General features: G+C 64.3%; 18 protein-coding genes and 1 pseudogene. 3 read left to right on the forward strand and 16 right to left on the reverse strand.

From position 1 onward, the window contains the following. From B3M58_RS14560 to B3M58_RS14605, 10 genes and pseudogenes are all read right to left on the reverse strand, one after another. A pseudogene (locus B3M58_RS14560) lies at window positions 1-753 on the reverse strand (S9 family peptidase); the annotation flags it as partial. 24 nt (window positions 754-777) lie between these two features. Further along, entirely contained in the window at window positions 778-1,914 is a 1,137-nt protein-coding gene (pqqE, locus tag B3M58_RS14565) for a pyrroloquinoline quinone biosynthesis protein PqqE (RefSeq protein WP_339627987.1), read from the reverse strand. Window positions 1,915-1,984: 70 nt separating this feature from the next. After that, window positions 1,985-2,263, reverse strand: a complete 279-nt coding sequence (pqqD, locus tag B3M58_RS14570) for a pyrroloquinoline quinone biosynthesis peptide chaperone PqqD (RefSeq protein ID WP_296220147.1) — start codon at window positions 2,261-2,263, stop codon at window positions 1,985-1,987. A 325-nt stretch (window positions 2,264-2,588) separates the two neighbouring features. Further along, entirely contained in the window at window positions 2,589-3,356 is a 768-nt protein-coding gene (pqqC, locus tag B3M58_RS14575; protein WP_296220148.1) for a pyrroloquinoline-quinone synthase PqqC, read from the reverse strand. Between the two features lie 12 nt (window positions 3,357-3,368). Then, entirely contained in the window at window positions 3,369-4,283 is a 915-nt protein-coding gene (pqqB, locus tag B3M58_RS14580) for a pyrroloquinoline quinone biosynthesis protein PqqB (RefSeq protein ID WP_296220149.1), read from the reverse strand. Window positions 4,284-4,329: 46 nt separating this feature from the next. Then, on the reverse strand, window positions 4,330-4,401 hold the full coding sequence (gene pqqA, locus B3M58_RS14585; RefSeq protein ID WP_003284930.1) for a pyrroloquinoline quinone precursor peptide PqqA: 72 nt from the start codon (window positions 4,399-4,401) through the stop codon (window positions 4,330-4,332). Between the two features lie 395 nt (window positions 4,402-4,796). Next, window positions 4,797-6,317: an aldehyde dehydrogenase family protein gene (locus tag B3M58_RS14590; RefSeq protein ID WP_296220150.1), complete on the reverse strand. Its 1,521-nt coding sequence runs from the start codon at window positions 6,315-6,317 to the stop codon at window positions 4,797-4,799. A gap of 164 nt (window positions 6,318-6,481) precedes the next feature. After that, complete coding sequence (locus B3M58_RS14595; RefSeq protein WP_296220152.1) at window positions 6,482-7,216, reverse strand: thiosulfate oxidation carrier complex protein SoxZ; 735 nt, start codon at window positions 7,214-7,216, stop codon at window positions 6,482-6,484. Further along, the gene (locus tag B3M58_RS14600; protein WP_296220153.1) at window positions 7,213-8,490 is read right to left on the reverse strand and encodes an NAD(P)/FAD-dependent oxidoreductase; all 1,278 of its coding nucleotides are present in this window, start codon (window positions 8,488-8,490) and stop codon (window positions 7,213-7,215) included. The genes B3M58_RS14595 and B3M58_RS14600 overlap by 4 nt, the downstream gene beginning before the upstream one ends. A 154-nt stretch (window positions 8,491-8,644) precedes the next feature. Beyond that, the gene (locus B3M58_RS14605; RefSeq protein ID WP_296220156.1) at window positions 8,645-10,420 is read right to left on the reverse strand and encodes a methanol/ethanol family PQQ-dependent dehydrogenase; all 1,776 of its coding nucleotides are present in this window, start codon (window positions 10,418-10,420) and stop codon (window positions 8,645-8,647) included. Between the two features lie 563 nt (window positions 10,421-10,983). Here B3M58_RS14605 and B3M58_RS14610 point away from each other — a divergent pair. Continuing rightward, window positions 10,984-12,594, forward strand: a complete 1,611-nt coding sequence (locus tag B3M58_RS14610; RefSeq protein WP_296220158.1) for a malate:quinone oxidoreductase — start codon at window positions 10,984-10,986, stop codon at window positions 12,592-12,594. A gap of 133 nt (window positions 12,595-12,727) precedes the next feature. Here the strand turns inward: B3M58_RS14610 and B3M58_RS14615 are convergent, their stop codons facing one another. The 5 genes from B3M58_RS14615 to pedF form a co-directional block, all read right to left on the reverse strand. Beyond that, the gene (locus B3M58_RS14615) at window positions 12,728-13,657 is read right to left on the reverse strand and encodes a quinoprotein relay system zinc metallohydrolase 1 (RefSeq protein ID WP_296220160.1); all 930 of its coding nucleotides are present in this window, start codon (window positions 13,655-13,657) and stop codon (window positions 12,728-12,730) included. Between the two features lie 75 nt (window positions 13,658-13,732). After that, window positions 13,733-14,050 (reverse strand): EthD family reductase, encoded by a 318-nt coding sequence (locus B3M58_RS14620; RefSeq protein ID WP_296220161.1) that lies wholly within the window; start codon window positions 14,048-14,050, stop codon window positions 13,733-13,735. 71 nt (window positions 14,051-14,121) lie between these two features. Next, entirely contained in the window at window positions 14,122-14,877 is a 756-nt protein-coding gene (locus B3M58_RS14625; protein ID WP_296220162.1) for a quinoprotein dehydrogenase-associated SoxYZ-like carrier, read from the reverse strand. A 41-nt stretch (window positions 14,878-14,918) separates the two neighbouring features. Next, the gene (locus B3M58_RS14630; protein WP_296220164.1) at window positions 14,919-15,803 is read right to left on the reverse strand and encodes a substrate-binding periplasmic protein; all 885 of its coding nucleotides are present in this window, start codon (window positions 15,801-15,803) and stop codon (window positions 14,919-14,921) included. Window positions 15,804-15,808: 5 nt separating this feature from the next. Further along, window positions 15,809-16,222, reverse strand: a complete 414-nt coding sequence (pedF, locus tag B3M58_RS14635) for a cytochrome c-550 PedF (RefSeq protein WP_296220584.1) — start codon at window positions 16,220-16,222, stop codon at window positions 15,809-15,811. Window positions 16,223-16,531: 309 nt separating this feature from the next. On the opposite strand from pedF, the gene exaA reads away from it, so the two are divergent. Together exaA and B3M58_RS14645 are read left to right on the forward strand one after the other, a co-directional pair. After that, entirely contained in the window at window positions 16,532-18,403 is a 1,872-nt protein-coding gene (gene exaA / locus B3M58_RS14640) for a quinoprotein ethanol dehydrogenase (protein ID WP_296220166.1), read from the forward strand. A gap of 144 nt (window positions 18,404-18,547) precedes the next feature. Continuing rightward, the gene (locus B3M58_RS14645; protein ID WP_296220168.1) at window positions 18,548-19,201 is read left to right on the forward strand and encodes a pentapeptide repeat-containing protein; all 654 of its coding nucleotides are present in this window, start codon (window positions 18,548-18,550) and stop codon (window positions 19,199-19,201) included. A gap of 238 nt (window positions 19,202-19,439) precedes the next feature. Here the strand turns inward: B3M58_RS14645 and B3M58_RS14650 are convergent, their stop codons facing one another. After that, window positions 19,440-19,901 (reverse strand): REP-associated tyrosine transposase, encoded by a 462-nt coding sequence (locus B3M58_RS14650; protein ID WP_296220169.1) that lies wholly within the window; start codon window positions 19,899-19,901, stop codon window positions 19,440-19,442. Window positions 19,902-19,960 lie beyond the last annotated feature (59 nt).

Genomic DNA, 19,960 nt, shown 5'->3' on the forward strand with positions numbered 1-19,960 from the left:
CCCCGCCAGCGACTCGCGCCACGGTTGCCAGTAACCGTGGCGGTCGCTCAACACCAACAGCCGTCCTTGCTCATCGAAACACGGTTGCTGCAACGCCACGTCGGCGCCCTGCCCTGCGATGACCTGGGCCGCCTGCCAGACGCCGCTCGGCTCACGCCGCATGCTGCATAAACGAGTAGCCAGCCAGGGTTGCTGCGGGCGATCCCACTCGATCCAGGCCAGGCGCTGGCCATCGGCGCTGAGCGTGGGCGCCGCATAGAAATCAGCGCCTTCGGCCAGCACGTGGCGAGCACCATCGGCCAGGGCGATGCTGACCAGGCGATGCGCCACCGCCGCCGCGCCATGCGACTCCTCAATGGCCAGCACGGCATGCGCCTGCGGGTCGAACTGCAGGTCGCCGAACCGGCAATCGGCAGTGTGCGTCAGCGCGCATGGCGCGGCGCCCAGCGCTTGCCAGTACAGCTGCTGATCGGCCTCGTTGACGAAGACCAGGCCCTGCTCCGCCAAGCAGAACGCGCCACCGCCGTATTCGTAGACCCGGCTGCGCACCGACATCTCGGCGGGCGTCAGGCATGCACAGCCATCCGTCGTCCAGTGCCACAGGCACGAGCGCGCATCCGCCGGGTCGTACTCCAGCCACACCAGGCCGCCCAGACCGGCGCGCAGCTCGGCGAAATCGCGGCTGGCGGCCGCCGCCTGCGCGCTCGTCCAGGGGCTTTGCCAGAATCCGTAAGGTGCAACGCGGCTAGTCAAGGGGCGGCCTTTTCCGGTGCATATTCAACCCTTGCAAATCAGCTTGGAGGCCTTCTCGTTGCGAAACTGCAAGGCGTGCAGCGCGCCAGGCGACTGTTCGGCCTCCAGACGGGCTTGCAGAATCACCCCATGATGCGCTGATTTGCTGCACACCGGGTCGGCATTGCTGGCATCGCCGGTGAGCATGAAAGCCTGGCAACGGCAGCCGCCGAAATCCTTGTGTTTCTCGTCGCAGGAGCGGCATGGCTCGGGCATCCAGTCGTCGCCGCGAAAGCGGTTGAACCCGAAAGAATCGCGCCAGATGTGCTCGATGCTGTGCTCGCGCACGTTGGGAAACTGCACCGGCAACTGGCGGGCGCTGTGGCACGGCAGCGCGGTGCCGTCCGGGGTGATGTCGAGGAACAGGTTGCCCCAACCGTTCATGCAGGCCTTGGGGCGCTCTTCGTAGTAGTCCGGGGTGACGAAGATCAGCTTGCACGGATGGTTTTGCGCCGCCAGTTTGGCGCGCCACTCATTGGTGATGCGCTCGGCGCGTTGCAGTTGCGCGCGGGTCGGCAGCAGGCCGGCGCGGTTGAGCTCGGCCCAGCCGTAGAACTGGCAGGTGGCCAGCTCGACGAAATCCGCCTCCAGCTCCAGGCACAGCTCGATGATGCGCTCGATGTTGTCGATGTTGTGCCGATGAGTGACGAAATTCAGCACCATCGGGTAGCCATGCGCCTTGACCGCGCGGGCCATGGCCAGCTTGTGGGCGAAGGCCTTCTTCGAGCCGGCGAGCAGGTTGTTCACCTCCTCGTCGGCGGCCTGAAAGCTGATCTGGATATGGTCCAGGCCGGCCTCGCTGAAGCTGGCGATACGCTGCTCGGTTAGGCCGATACCCGAGGTGATCAGGTTGGTGTAATAACCCAGGTCACGCGCTGCCTTGATCAGCTCGGCGAGGTCTTGGCGCACCAGCGGCTCGCCGCCGGAAAAACCCAACTGCGCGGCGCCCAGCTCGCGTGCCTGGCGAAACACCTCGATCCACTCGGCGGTCGTCAGCTCCGCGCCCTGCTGGGCGAAATCCAACGGGTTGGAACAGTACGGGCACTGCAACGGGCAGCGGTAAGTCAACTCAGCCAGTAGCCACAGCGGCGGACCCGGGGCGTGACCGGCAGTCCCTTGCAAGGCTACCTGCGCTGCCGATGCGTCGTTAAAAACAGGCTCGACTGCCTCGCCAACGCCTTGCAAAGGACTGCTAGTGCAGCTCGATCCAGAACTGAGCATTGGCTACCTCCATAAAGGTCAGGATGTCTTCATCGATTCCCGGTACATCCGGAAACCGCCCGCGCAAGGCGTCGATAATCTGCGCCACGCTCTGCGCGCCGTTGACCTGCTGGAGAATTTCTCCGGCGCTGTCGTTGAGCTTGATCATGCCTTCCGGGTAGAGCAGCACGTGGCAACCTTGCACCGCTTCCCACTGCAGACGAAAACCGCGGCGCAGTGCGGGGACTTTTTGTTGCAGGGCTTGGTTCATGGCGTCACCCGTACTGCGCGGCGTGCGGCGCCCCCGACGACAAGCACGGCCTCGCCCCTAGTGTCGCGACAGCGTTGAACTGTCGGTTCAACGCCAGGCTTGTGGGCTCTCGTAGGGTGGGTTGGGCGCACGCTGCCGATAACGATGATCCTGCAAGAGCCGTGGCGCCGTAACCCACCATCGGCGCAACGCGGGAGATCGCTTGGTGGGTTACGCGGCGCGCCACGCTGGCGGTGCCTGATCGCTCTGCGCTTGGCGCCGCTAACCCACCCTACAGTGATGGTTGAAGCGGCACTAGGCGCCGTGCGCAGCAATGGACGGCCGCTCACAATGCGATCCCCCGATGCCAGACGCGCTCGGCGGTCACCGTGTGATACGGCGGGCGCTCCAGTTCGTAGGCCATGCTCATGGCATCGAGCATGCTCCACAGCACGTCCAGCTTGAATTGCAGGATCTCCAGCATGCGTTGCTGCGCCTCATAGGTGGTGTAGTGCTGCAAGGTGATGTGCAGGCCATGCTCGACATCGCGGCGTGCTTGTTGCAGGCGCTTGCGGAAGTAGTCGTAGCCGCTGGCGTCGATCCACGGGTAATGCTGCGGCCAGGCCTGCAAGCGCGACTGGTGAATCTGCGGGGCGAACAGTTCGGTCAGCGAGCTGCTCGCCGCCTCCTGCCAGCTGGCGCGGCGGGCGAAGTTGACGTAGGCATCCACGGCGAAACGCACGCCAGGCAACACCAACTCCTGCGACAGCACCTGCTCGCGCGCCAGGCCCACAGCCTCGGCCAGGCGCAACCAGGCCTCGATACCGCCCTCCTCGCCGGACGTAGCGACGCCCGGTGCGCCGTCGTGGTCGAGGATGCGTTGCAGCCACTCGCGGCGGATGTCGCGCTGCGGGCAGTTGGCCAGGATCGCCGCATCCTTCAGCGGGATATTCAGCTGGTAGTAGAAGCGGTTGGCGACCCAGCCCTGAATCTGCTCGCGGCTGGCCTGGCCGGCGTACATCGCCCGGTGGAAGGGATGATGGATGTGGTAATAGGCGCCCTTGGCGCGCAGCGCCTGCTCGAATTCGGCAGGGTTCATGGCGGGATGGCTCATGTGCCTGGCTCCTTACAGCTGAATGCTCATGCCGTCGCTGGCGACCTCGATGCCATGGGCACGCAGCTCGGCGCGCTCCGGCGAATCGAGATCGAGGATCGGATTGGTGTTGTTGATGTGGATCAGGATCTTCTGCGCGGCGGGCAAACCATCGAGCACCTCGATCATGCCGCCGGGGCCGCTCTGGCACAGGTGGCCCATCTCGCTGCCGAGCTTGTCGCCGACCTCGCAGACGCGCATCTCGTCGTCGCGCCACAGCGTGCCATCGACCAGCAGGCAGTCGGCGCGGCGCATCCAGCCGAGCAAGGCCTCGTCGACCTGACCCAGACCCGGCGCGTAGAACAACGTGCCACCCGTGCGGCGGTCTTCGACGAACAGGCCGATGTTGTCGCCCGGCTGCGGGTTGCCGCGGTGCGGCGAATACGGCGGCGCACTGCTGCGCAGCGGGATCGCGCTGATGTGCAAATCCGGGCAAACGGGAATGCTGAACGGCGCGCCGTCCAACTCGATCAGGTGGTGCTGCAAGCCGCCGTGCCAATGGCTGAGCATGTTGAACAGCGGGAAACCGCTGCTGAGGTCCTGATGCACCATTTCGGTACACCAGACCTGGTGCGGGCAGCCTTCGCGCAGGGTCAGCAACCCGGTGGTGTGGTCAATCTGGCTATCCAACAGGATGATCGCGCCAATCGCCGTGTCACGCAGCCTGCGTGCCGGCTGCAAGGCCGGGAACGCGTCGAGCTGCGCGCGGATATCCGGCGAGGCGTTACACAGAATCCAGTGCGTGCCGTTGTCGCTCAGGGCAATCGAGGATTGCGTGCGCGGCTGGGCATTCAAGCTGCCATCGCGCACGCCACGGCAATTGCGGCAGTTGCAGTTCCACTGGGGAAATCCACCGCCGGCGGCGGAGCCAAGAATCTGGATATGCATGGAGGCTTCCGGTTGAGATGCCCCGACAGAGCCGGGGCAAAGCGGATCAACGATTGGCGAAGTACATGGTTACTTCGAAACCAATACGCATGTCGGTGAAAGCGGGTTTAGTCCACATGGGGAGGTCCTCTTCTTATCGAAGCCGGCGAATTCCGGCCCTGCTAGTTATGCACCGAGGACGTGCACGACTGAATGGTACTTTGGGAGGAAATCGGGCTGGCATTGGTAGCGCTCCGGACCGCGACCAGACGCTCGCGGGCGCACCAACAGGCGATGGCATGGCGCATTGCGCCCCAACCTACGCGGCCCGAGCCAACGCCACGCTCGAAGCGGACGTGTCCGCGAGCGCTTGCTGTAGTGACGCGCAATAAAAAACGCGGCCGAAGCCGCGTTGCGTGAGAGATCTGCTGCCGTCAATCGGGCGACTGCCGCCCGATGCAAATCCTGCCCGAAGGCATATCGCAGGAAGGAGCCGGCGCACGGGAGCACGCGCGCCGGGTTAATAGGGCTGAATCAGAAGAAGCCCATCGGGTTGATGTCGTAGCTGATCAGCAGGTTCTTGGTCTGCTGATAGTGGTCGAGCATCATCTTGTGGTTCTCGCGGCCGACGCCGGATTTCTTGTAGCCACCGAACGCGGCGTGCGCCGGATACAGGTGGTAGCAGTTGGTCCACACGCGCCCGGCCTTGATCCCGCGGCCCATGCGGTAGGCGCGGTTGATGTCGCGGGTCCACAGGCCGGCGCCGAGGCCGAACTCGGTGTCGTTGGCGATCGCCAGGGCTTCGGCTTCGTCCTTGAAGGTGGTCACGCTGACCACCGGGCCGAAGATCTCTTCCTGGAACACGCGCATCTTGTTGTTGCCCTTGAGCAGGGTCGGCTGGATGTAATAGCCGCTGGCCAGGTTGCCATCGAGGCTTTCCGCCGCGCCGCCGGTGAGCAGCTCGGCGCCTTCCTGTTGAGCGATTTGCAGGTAGCTCAAGATCTTGTCGAACTGCTGCTCGGAGGCCTGGGCGCCGACCATGGTCTCGGTGTCCAGCGGGTTGCCGCGTTTGATCTGGGTGATTTTCTTCATCACCTCGGCCATGAACGCCGGGTAGATCGACTCCTGCACCAGCGCCCGCGACGGGCAGGTACACACTTCGCCCTGGTTGAAGAACGCCAGCACCAGGCCTTCGGCGGCCTTTTCGATAAAGCTCGGCTCGGCCTGCATGATGTCTTCGAAGAAGATGTTCGGCGATTTGCCGCCCAGCTCGACGGTGCTCGGGATGATGTTGTCGGCGGCGCAACGCATGATGTGCGCGCCCACCGGAGTCGAGCCGGTGAAGGCCAGCTTGGCGATGCGCGTGCTGGTGGCCAGTGCCTGACCGGCCTCGCGGCCGTAGCCCTGGACGATGTTGAGTACACCCGGCGGCAGCAGGTCGCCGATCAGTTCGGCGAACAGGCTGATCGACAGCGGCGTCTGCTCGGCCGGTTTGAGTACGATGCAGTTGCCGGCGGCCAGGGCCGGGGCGAGTTTCCAGGCGGCCATCAGCAGCGGGAAGTTCCACGGGATGATCTGCCCGACCACGCCCAACGGCTCGTGGAAGTGGTAGGCGGCAGTCAGTTCGTCGATTTCCGCGGCACTGCCTTCCTGGGCGCGGATGCAGCCGGCGAAGTAGCGGAAGTGGTCGGCAGCCAGCGGCACGTCGGCATTCAGGGTTTCGCGCACGGCCTTGCCGTTGTCCCAGCTTTCGGCCACGGCCAGCAGTTCGAGGTTGGCTTCAATGCGGTCGGCGATCTTCAGCAGCACCAGCGCACGGTTCTGCGCCGAGGTCTTGCCCCAGGCGTCGGCGGCGGCATGCGCGGCGTCCAGCGCGCGTTCGATGTCGGCGCTGCCGGAGCGGGGGAATTCGCCAATCACCGAGGCGTCGACCGGGCTGGTGTTGGTGAAGTATTCACCGTTGAGCGGCGCGACGAACTCGCCGCCGATGTAGTTGCCATAGCGCGGCTTGAGGGTGACGACGGCGCCTGGCGTACCGGGTTTGGCGTAAATCATGATGCGGTCCTCTCTGGTTGTCGGAGCCTGCCCCGAAAGCGTGGAACAGGTCATGGTTGGATATTAGGAAGCCGCTGGGCCATCGGGTATGCGCCCAAGGCATAAAACCTCTCGTCATTTGGTAGTAGAGGCGCAAACCCGCTGCGCAGAGGGCTTTCCCGCGTTCAGGGCAACCGCTTCTGGTATAGCGCACCGTCGGCGTCTTGCCAGCGCAGCAGCAACGGCGCGCTATGCCTGGGCAGACGCAGCCACCAGTAAGGGTTGGCAGCCAGCCCTGCAAAAAGTTCGATGCCGAGCACCCGCCCCTGCGCGCCATCGATCTCGAAACGCGCGGCCAGCCGCCGCGGTAACCGCTGCCCATCCGCGGTCTGGCGGCGGCCGGTTTCCATCGGGTGACGCAGCATGCTGCGCACCGCCAGCACATCTTCGCCGTCGGCCTGGGCCTGTAGCTGGCCAAGCCCCGCCCATGGGTCGCCCAGGCTCGGCGCCAGACAACTGCTGGCGAGCACCGCAACCGACTGCGCCGCCAGCCACACCCGGCCCCGCCCATCGCGGGCCAGCACGATCACCTGCTGGCTGCTGGGCAAGCGCACCCGCGTCGCGAGTTGCAACGGCGGCTGCCACAGCCATGCGCTGATCAGGGCGATGCGCGGGTCATGCTCGCCACTGCGCAACACGCTGATCGCCACCGGTGGTTCGGCGCCGTGCAGGGTCAGGCTCAGCGGCACGAAGGCGCCATCCTCGACCCACTCGGCCAGTTGCAGCGTCAGACCTTGCGCCTGTGGGGCCTGCCCGTCCAGCCAGCGTTCGACCGCCGGTTGCGCACGTCCCCACTGCGCGCCCCAGGCCGCGTGACTCAGCAACGCGGTGAGCAGCAGGCACAGCGCGGGCTTGATCACGCCGCGCCCCAGGCATCGGCGCAGATGCTCTGGTACCAGGCTTCGGCAAGCGCGGCTTCCTGCGCGCGCACGCTGACGGGCGCATCGAGTGGGCTGAGCGTCAGGCTGTCCGGCAGTTCGATCAGACGCTGCGCCTGCACGGCGTAATCCGCCGCAATGGACACCGCCTGCCCCGGCGCCAGCAGGCTGTAACAGGTATTGCGCCACGCTGGCGCCGGCGCTTCGATCCCGGCCAGGTCGGCCAGCAACGCGGCCACCGCAACCTTGGCCTGGGCATTCGCGCTGTAGGCCGACTTGGGCATCGGCGCGGCGATGCAGGCGTCGCCTGCGACATACACATAGGGGTTTTCCCGCGCCTGAAAGCTGCTCGGCACAATCGGCACCCAACCGCTGGCATCGGTCAAGCCCGCGCGCTCGGCGATCAGCCCGGCTTTTTGCGGCGGGATCAGGTTGATCACCGCCGCCCGATGCCGCTGGCCGAATTCGCTGAACAGCTCGCGCCGCGCGCCATCCACCCGCACCACCTGGCCATCGCCAGCCCGCCCGACCCATTCGATGCGCTCGCCATACAACCCGCGCCAGCCCTGCTGGAACAGCGCCTGCTTGGAGAAACTGTCCTTGCTGTCGAGGATCAGCACTTTGCTGCGCGGCTTGTGGCGGCTCAGGTAATGCGCGATCAGGCCCGCGCGCTCATAAGGGCCGGGCGGGCAACGGTAGGGGTTATCCGGCACGCTGATGAGCACCAGCCCGCCATCGTCCATGGCCTGCAACTGCCGGCGCAGCAAGCGGGTTTGCGCGCCAGCCTGCCAGGCATGCGGCAGTTGCTCGGCAGCCGCCCGGTCATAGCCCTCGACGGCATTCCAGCGCATGGCGATGCCCGGCGCCAGCAGCACGCGGTCGTAACGCAGGCGATGCCCGTCGCGCAATTCGATCTGCCGCGCCGCCAGGTCGATGTCGCGCGCCCATGTGCGCAGGTGGATGATCTGCTGGCGTTGCAGCGCGGCAAACGACTGGCGAATCGTCGCCAACTCGCGCAACCCGCCCAGCACCTGGTTGCTGAACGGGCAGGTATACACGGCCTCACGCGGCTCCAGGAGGATCACCTGCAACTGCGGTGCCTGACGCTTCAGGTAACGCGCCGCCGTGGCCCCGGCAAACCCACCGCCGATCACCACCACCCGCGCCGCGCCGGCCGCCTGCAGCGGGCCACCCATTAGCCAGGGCAAGGCCGTCATGCCTGCAAGCAACTGGCGGCGCGTTAACGCAGTGCGCATCCGCTGTTCCATAAGCCCTCCTCCAGCACCTGCCACGACGCGGTGACGGGTGCACTGGCCCATTGCGGGCTGATGCTGGCTAGCCACAACGCAAAAATGCCAATGGCCGGGCAAGCCCGACCATCGTCATACACGCGTACTTACGCCCTGTGGATCACTGCTTGGCGACCAGGTCCTTGGGCAGTTTGAAGGTCCAGAGCATGCCGCCCTGGTTGAAGTTCTTCACCCGCTTGGCCACTTCGCCGCCCCACAGCGGTACCGCACCGCCCCAGCCGGACAGCACCGAGAGGTACTGCTCGCCGTCCATCTCCCAGGTGACCGGCGAGCCGAGCACGCCGGAACCGGTCTGGAATTCCCAGACCTTTTCGCCAGTCTTGGCGTTGAAGGCTTGCAGGAAACCCTCGGGGTTGCCGGTGAACACCAGGTTGCCCTTGGTGGTCATCACCCCGCCCCAGAGCGGCGCGAAGTTCTTCTGACGCCAGACTTCCTTGCCGGTTTTCGGGTCGATGGCACGCAGCACGCCGATGTAATCCTCGTTCAGCGGCTTGATGGTGAAGCCCGAACCGAGGTAAGCCGCGCCTTTCTTGTAGGCGATGTCTTCGTTCCAGATGTCCATGCCCCACTCGTTGGACGGTACATAGAACAAGCCGGTGTCCTGGCTGTAGGCCATCGGCATCCAGTTCTTCGCGCCGAGGAAGGCCGGTGCGACGAAGACCGAGTTGCCTTTGGTTGCGCCACCCGGTGCGCCAGGGCGGTTGGCGTCGTCGTAGAGCGGGCGGCCGTCCTTGTCCAGGCCCTTGGCCCAGGTGATCTTGTCGACGAAGGGGAAACCGCGGATGAACTTGCCGTTGGTGCGGTCGAGCACGTAGAAGAAACCGTTACGGTCGGCAGTGGCCGCCGCCTTGATGGTCTTGCCGCCCTCTTGGTAGTTGAAGGAAATCAGCTCATTGACGCCGTCGTAGTCCCAGCCGTCGTGCGGGGTGGTCTGGAAGTGCCATTTGATGGTGCCGTCGTCCGGGTTGAGCGCCAGACGCGAGGACGAATAGAGGTTGTCGCCAGGGCGCAGGTGCGAGTTCCACGGCGCCGGGTTACCGGTGCCGAACAGCAGTTGGTTGGTTTCCGGGTCGTAGTAGCCGCCCAGCCAAGGCGCGGCACCGCCGGTTTTCCACAGGTCGCCCGGCCAGGTCTTGCCGGCTTCGCCGCCGGTGATGCCGTGCTCGACCGCCTTGCCGTCCTTGTAGACGTAACCCATGTGGCCTTCCACGGTCGGACGGGTCCACAGCAGCTCGCCATTTTTCGGGTCATAGGCTTCGATCTTGCCGACCACGCCAAACTCGCCGCCGGACACCCCGGTGATCAGCTTGCCGTTGATCACCAGCGGCGCCGCGGTGATCGAGTAGCCGGCCTTGTGGTCGGCGACGTTCTTGCGCCACACCACCTTGCCGGTGTCCTTGTTCAGGGCCACCAGCTTGGCATCCAGGGTGCCGAAGATCACCAGGTCGCCATACAGCGCCACACCACGGTTGATCACGTCGCAACACGGGCGGATGTCGTCGGGCAGGCGCGCATCGTATTGCCACAGCTCACGCCCGGTGCGCGCATCCACCGCATACACCCGCGAGTAAGACGCCGTCACATACATCACGCCATCTTTGATCAACGGCTGGGCCTGCTGGCCGCGCTGCTTTTCGCCACCAAAGGACATGGCCCAGACAGGCCGCAGGTCCTTGACGTTGTCAGTGTTGAGCGTATCCAGCGGGCTATAGCGCTGCCCTTGCAGGCCCATGCCGTTGGTGACGATCTCGTCGGTGGTTTTCACATCGTCGAGGATCTGCTGATCGGTGACGGCCCACGCCGACAGACCAGGCAACAACATGGCGGCACACAGTGCACTGAGAACGAAAGGTTTGCGAAGACCGGAGTGTTTCATTGCGGCTACCTCTGCGGGTTAATTGTTATCACCGGGAAATTTTCCCGATCTGCCGCAGATTCTTGGCTTCCGGGGGGCACCCAACAATTGCACGCAGTGCCGATTTCGCTACTCCCTTGGTAGCAATACTCCGGCAAGCAACGGCGGCGGGCCGATAGCCGCCAGGCGATAGCAACCTTGAGCGCAGGGTTTCGCCACACCAGCTCGGCGGAAAGCCGCCAAACAGACCGCACACAGCCCGCGTGAATGGCGACATTCCGCCACGAGCGTATGCCTCGCCGACTATTTAGCCCGGCGTGCGACGGCTATTTAGCCCGGCTGAATCGTTTCGGCACTGGTTTTGCTTAAGCCTGGCCGCACTGCCGCAGGCCGCCTGGCGCATGCGCAGGTAGGCCCCTCTGACAACGAATACGCTGCCGCAGCAAGGCAGGGTCGTGATTTCGCCACCAGCGCACAACGAGAGCCAATGGCCAATGCACAGCGCCGGCGATGACACCTGCTAGCCTCTAGGGCTATCAGGCAGGCGATGCCTGCCAACTTCACACTTAAAAATGGTCTGTCTAATGAAAAAACTCCTGTTGACCCTGATGTGCTTGAGCGTGATCGCCTGCGCCAAGCACCCCGAACCAGAAAAAACCGTGGATGTCCTTCTGATCGGCGGCGGCATCATGAGCGCGAGCCTGGGCACCTACCTCAACGAGCTGGAACCCGGCTGGACCATCGACCTGTACGAGCGCCTCGATCAGGTTGCCGCAGAAAGCTCCAATCCGTGGAACAACGCCGGCACTGGCCATTCGGCCTTCGCCGAGTTGAACTACACCCCCGAAAAGGCCGATGGCAGCATCGACATCAGCAAGGCGGTGGCGATCAACGAATCCTTCGAAATCTCCAAGCAGTTCTGGGCCTATCAGGTGCAGCAGAATGTGCTGAACAACCCGAAATCCTTTATCAACAACGTGCCGCACATGAGCTTCGTCTGGGGCGACAAAAACGTCGAGTTCCTGAAAAAGCGCCACGCGGCCCTGCAACACAGCACGCTGTTCCGTGGCATGGAGTACTCGGAAGATCCGGCGCAGATCGCACAGTGGGTGCCCCTGGTGATGGCCGGCCGCGCGCCTGGCGAGAAGCTGGCGGCCACCCGCGTGCAGATCGGTACTGACGTCAACTTCGGCGAAATCACCCGTCAGTTGATCGACTCCCTGGCAAAGCAGGACGGTTTCAACCTGCACCTGCAACACGAAGTGCGCGACATCGTGCGCAACGCCGACAATACCTGGACCGTGGTGGTCGCCGACCTGGCCAACGGCGAGCAGGAAACCAGCGTCAACGCCAAGTTCGTGTTCATCGGCGCGGGCGGCGGTGCACTCAAGCTGCTACAACAATCCGGCATTCCCGAGGCCGATGGCTACGCCGGCTTCCCGGTGGGCGGCCAGTTCCTGGTAACCAAAAACCCGGCCATCGTCGCCCAGCATCAGGCCAAGGTGTATGGCCTGGCCTCGGTGGGTTCGCCGCCGATGTCGGTGCCGCACCTGGATACCCGCGTGATCGATGGCGAGAAAGCGCTGCTGTTCGGGCCGTTCGCCACCTTCTCCACCAAGTTCCTCAAACACGGTTCGTGGCTGGATATGTTCGCCAGCCTGACCACCCACAACATCCTGCCAATGACCCATGCCGGCCTCGACAACCTGTCGCTGAGCACCTACCTGATGGGGCAGTTGATGCTCAGCCAGGAAGACCGCATCGACTCCTTGAAGGACTACTTCCCAGGCGCCAACGCCGAGGATTGGTCGCTGCTGACGGCCGGGCAACGCGTGCAGGTGATCAAGAAAGATCCCGAGCATGGCGGCATCCTGCAGTTCGGCACCGAAATCGTCAGCTCCGCGGACGGCAGCATCGCCGCCCTGCTGGGCGCATCGCCTGGTGCTTCGACAGCCGCACCGATCATGTTGCAGCTGCTGGAAAAGACCTTTCAGGACGAGCTCAAGAGCCCGCAATGGCAGGCCAAGCTGAAGCAAATCATCCCCTCCTACGGCCAGAAGCTGAACGACGATCTGGAGCTGACCAACCAGACCCGCGCCTGGAGCAGCGCACTGCTGCAACTGACCTTCGTCCCGGTCGCGCCGGAAACGGTTGAGCTGCAAGCGCCGCTACCCGTCACCGAAGTGGCGCTCTAAAAGCCTTGCTAGCCACCTATAGGCTCGTGCGAAAAAGCGGCTAACCGCATCGCGGTTAAAACCGCTCCCACACAGGTTGCGCACGGCCCTGTGGGAGCGGCTTTAGCCGCGAAGTCTGACAACTGGGTATCCCTCACCTATCCACCCTCTGCATCTGCGCCTGCTCATAACGCGGGTACAGGTGACTGACGCTGCGCACCAATTCGTAACGACTCAAGCTGACGCCGGCGAAACGCTCGGGGATCGCGCTGCGGATCAGCGTATTCATGTCCGCGCCCTGCTCCGCGCCCGCGCGCAGCAGGCCGTCCAGCCAGCCGAGGTAGTCGCGCATCTGCTCGAACGGCGCCGCGCTGCTGGCGACCGGGCCGTGTCCGGGAACGATCTGTTGCCATGGCAGCGCCTGCAAGTGCGCGAGATCCGCCAGCCAGACATCCAGGCCTGGCGTACCCGGGGTGGTCAAGGCGCGTTGGTAGAAGAGCATGTCACCGGCAAACAGCACGCCGCTGCGCTCATCGAAAATCGCCAAATCCGCGCCGGTGTGGCCACGCAAGGCGAGCAGTCGCAGCTGCCGATCGCCCACTTGCAGCACGCCGGGCACCAGGGTTTCATTCGGCAAGACTACCTCGGTGCCACGCATCCAGTCGCCGACCAGGCGGTACATGCTTTCCGCCATGGCCTCGCCCTGTTCGCCAAGCAAAGCCGTGGTGCCGGGCAAGGCGGCAATCGGCACATCGCTAAAAGCCTGGTTGCCCAGTACATGGTCGGGGTGGTGGTGGGTCAGCAACAGCTTGATCACCGGCTTATCGGTGACCGTGGCAATCGCCCGGCGCAAGGCCTCGCCATAGCGTTTCGACGGGCCGCTGTCGATTACCAGCACCCCCGCAGTGGTGACGATAAAACCCGTGTTGACGATGGCGCCGCCGTTGCGCGGGTCGAAGTTCTCGGTGCTGCCTTCGAGCAACCAGATGCCTTCGGCAATCTCACGGGGTTGCAGGGCATAGTCGAAATCGGCGCGTGCCAGCAGTGCGCAACACAGCAGGCCCAGGGCAAAAATCCAGCGCATACAGACCTCTTGGGTTCAGTGCCGCCTGCCGCCAGCTAACGCCCGGCTTGGCGCATGGGCAACGCGCGGGCGCGCTCAGGGGGCGAGTTTGACCTCGCTGATCTGCACCAGCGGCTGGCTGTCGGTGAAGTTCGGCAGGTCGCCCATGATCCGCTGCGCATGTGGGCCGAAGCTCTGCTGGAAATCCTCCAGGCTGTCGAAATACAGATGGCCCATGGCGGCGAATGGCGCCGCCTCGCCGGGCGTGGCGCTGGCCAAGCCGTGATCGACGGCGATGCCTTTACAGGCGTCGCCCAGGCATTCGCGGACGATGGCCATGTGTTGCTGGCAGTAATAGGCGATATCGAAACGCCCGCCGAGGGTGTGGGGGTAGAGCACGCTGACTTTGATCATGATGTTTATCCTGTGCTGATAAAGCGCTTGCAACGCATTCGCGGCGCATCTTGGCGGCGGCGCATGCGACGTCAGAGCGCTGCCTCGAACTCGTTGCCATTGTTGTCGCGCAGCCACAGTTGGGTTTCGCCCACGCCTTTGACTTCCAGGCCGATGCTCGGGTTTTCGCTGACCGCCGAGAACAGCTCCAAGGTAGCCAAGGTCTTCCCGGCGGCGTCGCGCAACACCGCCTGGTTAAGGAAAAACTCGGGAATACCGCTGATCAAACCGTTGTCCATCGGGTGGGCGATCTGCAAGCGCAAACGGCTGGAATCGGCCAAGGCGAAGCGTTTGCCGAACACGTCGCCGAGGCGCTCTTCCCAACCCGGCTGGGAGCGCACCACGCTCGGCGCGCTGCAACCACCGCCAGCCGCTTCGATGTGGGTGGAGCCAACATGCCAGAGGCCATCGCGGGTCAGCACCGCCACGCGAATCGGCGTGGCCTGCTCGACGCGAATGCGGATGGCCAGACGCGGCACTACCTCATTACCCGGTTGGAAGTCGAAAATCTGCGGGATCGGATTCAACTCGGCCCAGGCGAGCATGCGCACCACCTCGCCCGGCAATGCACGGGCATCGACCTCGATCGGCACCTGCCGCGCGTCTTCGGCAAACGGCGGTGCCAGCAGCTTGACCTGCTCATCGAAGACGAACTCCGCACCGTCGAGCAGGCGTTCGTGGTAGTAGTCCCACATCACCGAGGTCACCGGGTCGCGCTGCGCGCCCCAACTGTCCCAGGGCAAGGCAAACAACGCCAACAGTGCCAATGAACGCCAGTCAAACTCCATCACCCACCTCCCACTTCGGACAGCAACCTGCAACGGCGTAGCTATTCGACCTCCTGATACAGGCCGGGCAATTCGTAGCGCAGGCCATAGCGGCCGTACAGGTCTTTCAGTTCGCCGGCGAGGATCAGCTCTTCGAGTTTTTCCTCCAGCGCATACGCCAGTTGCCGGTTGCTTTCGTGCACCGCCATGCCGATATCCCAGACCTGTTTGCCCATGTCCGGGTAGGCGTTTTCCGCCAGCGCCAGGTTGCTGTCGGCGGCCTGCTTGAGCTGCCAATCGATCTCGCCGCGCATGGCCATCACCGCGTCCACTTCGCCGTGCTTCATCCCGACGAACGCCGCTTGCGGGTTGTTGAAGTGATGGGTCTGGCCACTGAGCAGGCCGTCGAACACCGACGACAGATAGAACGACGGTACGCTCTCGACCTCGACGCCGATCGGGTGCCGTTGGAACACCGCCACGCTCGGCACGGCATCCAGCCGGCGGCGGTCGAATGCCACCTGCCAGCGCTCGCGCTGGTAGGGGCCGAACATCACCACCAGTTCGTTGACCAACTCGCCAAATTCGTTGCTCTTGTAGGAAAACTCGCGGTCGTACGGCACGCGCATCATCACATCGGCCAACACCTCGGGGCGCAGGTAATGGCCGCGCCAGATGTAGTCGCGCAGGTCGTCGTCGAGCTTCTCGCCGGGCGGTGCCCAGATCAGTTCGAGCTTGACCCCCAGGCCTGTGGCCAGGGCCTGCGCCAGTTCGACATCGACGCCGCGCGGCTGACCGTCCTGCTGGAAGCTGTAGGGCGGGAAATCCTGGTACACCGCGACCTTGAGCACACCGGATTCGATGATCGAATCATAGGCGCGCACCTGGGCATGCGCCGGCGCACAGAGCAGCCACAAGGCAGCCAACCACAGGCTGATCAGGCGCATGTGCGTTACTCCTCGATGGCCACGCTCTCCAGGTAACTGCGCACGGCCCACAGCGCTTCCTGGCTGAGGTAGTCGGCCATCTTCGGCATGTACACCCGGCCATCGCGCACCGCACCGTTGATCACCCGCTCCTTGTACCACTCATCCCCGGAAACCCCAGTTTCGAGCAAGCGCAGGTCCGGGGCGATGCCGCCGGACTTGGCTTCCAGGCCATGGCAGGCCGCGCAGTTCTGGTTATAGGCCGAGGAACCGATCTCGATCGCCTTGGCATTGTCCCGGTAGGGGTTTTCGTCGCGCCATTCTGCGCCCAGCGGCTCCAGCCCCTCGGTCTTGACGGCCTGGGGCACCACATCGCCATGCGCCCAGAGGCTGCTCGAAAACGCCAACAGCAGGTATGCAAAACCGGTGTTCTTTTTCATCGTCATGTTCAAGGCCTCTATCCAATGCACGCACAACAGCTCTTATCGAGCTTGCTTGCGAGCATCTTAGAAACAGCACCGTCGCCACCGAATGCTGCTTTGGTGGCTCGCGCCTAGTCCCTTGGTAGTAGGGCTTGTGGCGGTAGGCAGGAGCGGCTTTCGCAGCAAGGCTAAGTCATGTGCGGTTTGGGCATTTTTCCCGGCAAAGGCGGGAGCTTTTCCGTTTCGGTCGAATGGGCGTGGTTCCACTATCGGTTCGCCAGGTCGCTACCGGCGACCTCACCTCCACCACCAATGGGAACCACCACCATGACAATAAGATCGTTACCCAGCACGCCGCACCCCGTGGCCCTGGCCATTCACAGCCTGTTGCTGGCCGGCGGCCTGGCGTTGAGTGGCAGTGCGCTGGCCAAACCCGTTACCTGGGATGACATCGCCAACGACCACCTGACCACCCACAACGTGCTGCAATACGGCATGGGCACCCACGCCCAGCGCTGGAGCCCGCTGGCTCAGGTCAACGCAGAGAACGTCTTCAAGCTGACCCCGGCCTGGTCGTTCTCCTTCGGCGACGAGAAGCAACGCGGCCAGGAATCCCAAGGCGTGGTGCACGATGGGGTGGTTTACGTCACCGGCTCCTACTCGCGGGTGTTCGCCCTCGACGCGAAGACCGGCAAGCGCCTGTGGAGCTACAGCCACCGCCTGCCGGACAACATTCGGCCGTGCTGCGACGTGGTCAACCGTGGCGTCGCCATCTACGGCGACAAGGTCTACTTCGGCACCCTCGACGCCCGCGTCGTGGCGCTGAACAAGGACACCGGCAAGGTGGTGTGGAACAAGAAGTTCGGCGACCACGCCGTCGGTTACACCATGACCGGTGCGCCGACCCTGGTGAAAGACCAGAAGAGCGGCAAGACCCTGTTGATCCACGGCAGCTCCGGCGACGAATTCGGCATAGTCGGCAAACTCTTCGCCCGCGACCCGGAAACCGGCGAAGAAGTCTGGATGCGCCCGTTCGTCGAAGGCCACATGGGCCGCCTGAACGGCCAGGAAAGCACCCCGACCGGCGACGTCAAGGCGCCGTCCTGGCCGGATGATCCCAACTCGCCGACCGGCAAAGTACCGGCCTGGAGCCAAGGCGGCGGCGCCCCGTGGCAGAGCGCCAGCTTCGATGCCGAAACCAATACCATCATCATCGGCGCAGGCAACCCGGCGCCGTGGAACGGGTGGGCGCGCACCGCCGAAGGCGGCGACCCGAAGGATTTCGACAGCCTCTACACCTCCGGCCAGGTCGGCGTCGACCCGAGCACCGGCGAAGTTAAATGGTTCTACCAGCACACGCCGAACGATGCCTGGGACTTCTCCGGCAACAACGAGCTGGTGCTCTTCGACTACAAGGACCAAGCCGGCAAGACCGTCAAAGCCACCGCCCACGCCGATCGCAACGGCTTCTTCTACGTGGTCGACCGCGCCAACGGCAAACTGCAGAACGCCTTCCCCTTCGTCGACAAAATCACCTGGGCCAGCCACATCGACCTGAAAACCGGCCGCCCGGTGGAAGTCGAAGGCCAGCGCCCGCCGAAACCCGAACCCGGCGAAGCCCGCGGCAAGTCGGTGGAAGTCTCGCCGCCGTTCCTCGGCGGCAAGAACTGGAACCCGATGGCCTACAGCCAGGACACCGGACTGTTCTATGTGCCGGCCAACCACTGGAAAGAGGACTACTGGGCCGAGGAAGCCAACTACAAAGCCGGCTCCGCCTACCTGGGCATGGGCTTTCGCATCAAGCGCCTGTTCGACGACCACGTCGGCATCCTCCGCGCGATGAACCCGACTACCGGCAAGGTCGTCTGGGAGCACAAGGAAAAACTGCCACTGTGGGCCGGCGTGCTGGCGACCAAAGGCAACCTGGTGTTCACCGGCACCGGCGACGGTTACTTCAAGGCCTTCGACGCGAAAACCGGCGAGGAGCTGTGGAAATTCCAGACCGGCACCGGAATCATCTCGCCGCCGATCACCTGGGAACAGGACGGCGAGCAGTACATCGGCGTGACCACCGGCTACGGCGGCGCCGTTCCGCTGTGGGGCGGCGACATGGCCGAGCTGACCAAGCCGATTGCCCAGGGCGGCTCGTTCTGGGTATTCAAACTGCCGAGCTGGGACAAAGCCAGCGCCAAACGCTAAAGGCCAACCGCATGGCGCGCCGTAGGGTGCGCCATGCAGCGTTATCGCTTGCGGTAAACGCCGCTCCCCGGTAGGAGCGGCTTCAGCCGCGAATTGAAAGACTGACGCCGCCCCTGGGTTGCGCCACGCCCCCGAGGACTCGCCATGAACTACCTTCCCCTGCTTATCCCGGTCCTGTTGCTGGTGATCGGTAGCCACGCCATAGGCGCCGAGAGCGACGACGTGCCGCAGATCAACGGCTGTCGCATCGAACCCGACAGCCAATGCCCGAACGCCGACCTGCGCAATGCCAACCTGAGCAATCAGGACATGCGCCGGATGAACCTTGCCGGCGCCGACTTGAGCGGCGCCGACCTGCGCCATGCGCGCCTGGACCTGGCCGTTCTGGAAAAGGCCACCCTGCGCGGCGCCAACCTCACCCGCGCCAGCCTGCAGCAGAGCAACCTGCGCCTGGCCGACTTCACCGACAGCACCCTGGTGGCGATCCAGGGCTGGGGCCTGTTCGCCCAAGCCGCGCAATTTCAGGGCGCCGACCTGCGCGCCGCCAACCTGGAATTCGCCCGCCTGTCCGGCGCCAAGCTGCACCGCGTCAAGCTACAGGCGGCCAACCTGGAAATGACCTGGCTGAGCAAAGCCGACCTCAAAGGCGCCGCGCTGAACGACGCCAACCTGCAGGAAGTAAAGCTCTCCGGCGCCAACCTGGCCGACGCCGACCTGAGCGGCACACGCACCCACTACGGCAACTTCCAGGGCGCGAATATGGCAGGCTGCATCGCCTGCCCCGAAGGATGGGAATAAACGGCTATCTGTCGGCCGTGCAGCCTAAAAGCTCGCGGCTAAAGCCCCTCCTACCAGCCCGTGCACGGCTCTTGTGGGAGCGGTCTTGACCGCGAGTTGTTCAGGCAACGCCCAGCAAGACCGAGCTAAAGCGGCCCAAACAGCTCGCGGCTAAAGCCCCTCCTACACGGCCCGTGCACAGCGCTTGTGGGAGCGGTCTCGACCGCGAGCTGTTCAGGTTCACGCGTCAGCACAGCACTCACAGCCAGATGGCATCCCATAGCGGGTAATCACCCACCCGCTCGACCAACCCCGCACGCAATGGGTTGGCCACGATATAGCGGGCTGCCGCCTGTAAGTCTGCGTCTTTACGCAGTGCCCGGTCGTGATAGCCGTCCTGCCACAGCGCCCCCGCTCGACCCAACTGGCGATTGATCCTGCGGGCGCTGTTGCTCTTGATCTGCCGCATCACGGCATCCAGCGAGTGTCCTTCAAGCGTGACCAGCCAATGCAGGTGATCGGGCATCACCACCCAGGCCAATGAGCACACCCGCCCCTGCTCATGTGCCGCGCGCAATTCGGCGGCCACCAGCCGTCCAAGAGCAAACGCCCTGAACAGCGGCTCTCGCCGTTGCACGGTGGTGGTCAGCAGATAGGTGCGGCCCGGCTGGGAAAAACGCCCGGAGCGCAGACGATGCGAGGCAATTATCGATTGGGACATTCCATTGTCCTCAGTGGGTATTCAGTTCGACATGGGTATAGCAGCCGAGACGCACCAAG

It is taken from the genome of Pseudomonas sp. UBA2684 (genome assembly GCA_002354655.1).
Taxonomy (GTDB): domain Bacteria; phylum Pseudomonadota; class Gammaproteobacteria; order Pseudomonadales; family Pseudomonadaceae; genus Aquipseudomonas.